The organism is Cellulomonas sp. P4_A2, from assembly GCF_056402515.1.
This window is the reverse complement of record NZ_JBFUHG010000052.1, coordinates 1-644: the sequence shown is the minus strand read 5'-3', so window position 1 is coordinate 644 and position 644 is coordinate 1. Positions and strand designations below refer to the sequence as shown.

The following is a 644-nucleotide window of genomic DNA, read 5'->3' as shown; positions in this document are numbered from 1 at the left end:
GACGAACGACCCGATGATCCCGATGACGATCGTCATGGCGATGGACAGGTTCTGCTTGCCGGGGACGATGAGGCGCGCGAGCAGCCCGGCGATGAGCCCGACGATGATGATGGTGACGATGAGTCCCAGCATGGTGGTGCCTCTCTAGTCGATACGTACCGCACGACCTCACCACCCCTAGGGCCGGTGCGGCACACCCCTAGGGGCGTATACGGTCGAGCGATGCCTCGGTCTGGACGACCCATCACGGTTGCGCTCGTCGACGACTACGACGTGGTCGTCCTGGGCGTGGCCAAGATCCTGGACCAGTACCGAGATCGCGTGGTCGTGGCGGAGATCGACACCAACAAGCCGGTCGAGGACGTGGTCGACGTCGTGCTCTACGACGCGTTCGCGCAGCCGGAGTCCGACCAGCACGAGGTCGGCGTCCTGGTGCGTAACCCGAACGCGCGCCGGGTGGTCGTGTTCACCTGGAACTTCCATCCGGACCTCGTTGCCAGTGCCCGGGCGCAGGGTGTGCGCGGGTACCTGTCCAAGGCGCTGCCCGCGCGTGAGCTCGTCGCGGCCCTGGAGGCGGTGCACGCCGGTGAGGTGGTGATCAGCGAGGTCCCGGGCCGCGCGCGTCCGGCGAGCGGGCTGGACTG

1 protein-coding gene is annotated in these 644 nt (G+C 67.5%); it reads left to right on the top strand.

What is annotated here, in order from left to right:
• Positions 1-222: 222 nt before the first annotated feature.
• The coding region (locus tag AC1DUE_RS20025; RefSeq protein WP_477041163.1) for a response regulator at positions 223-644 on the top strand (422 nt) is incomplete at its 3' end.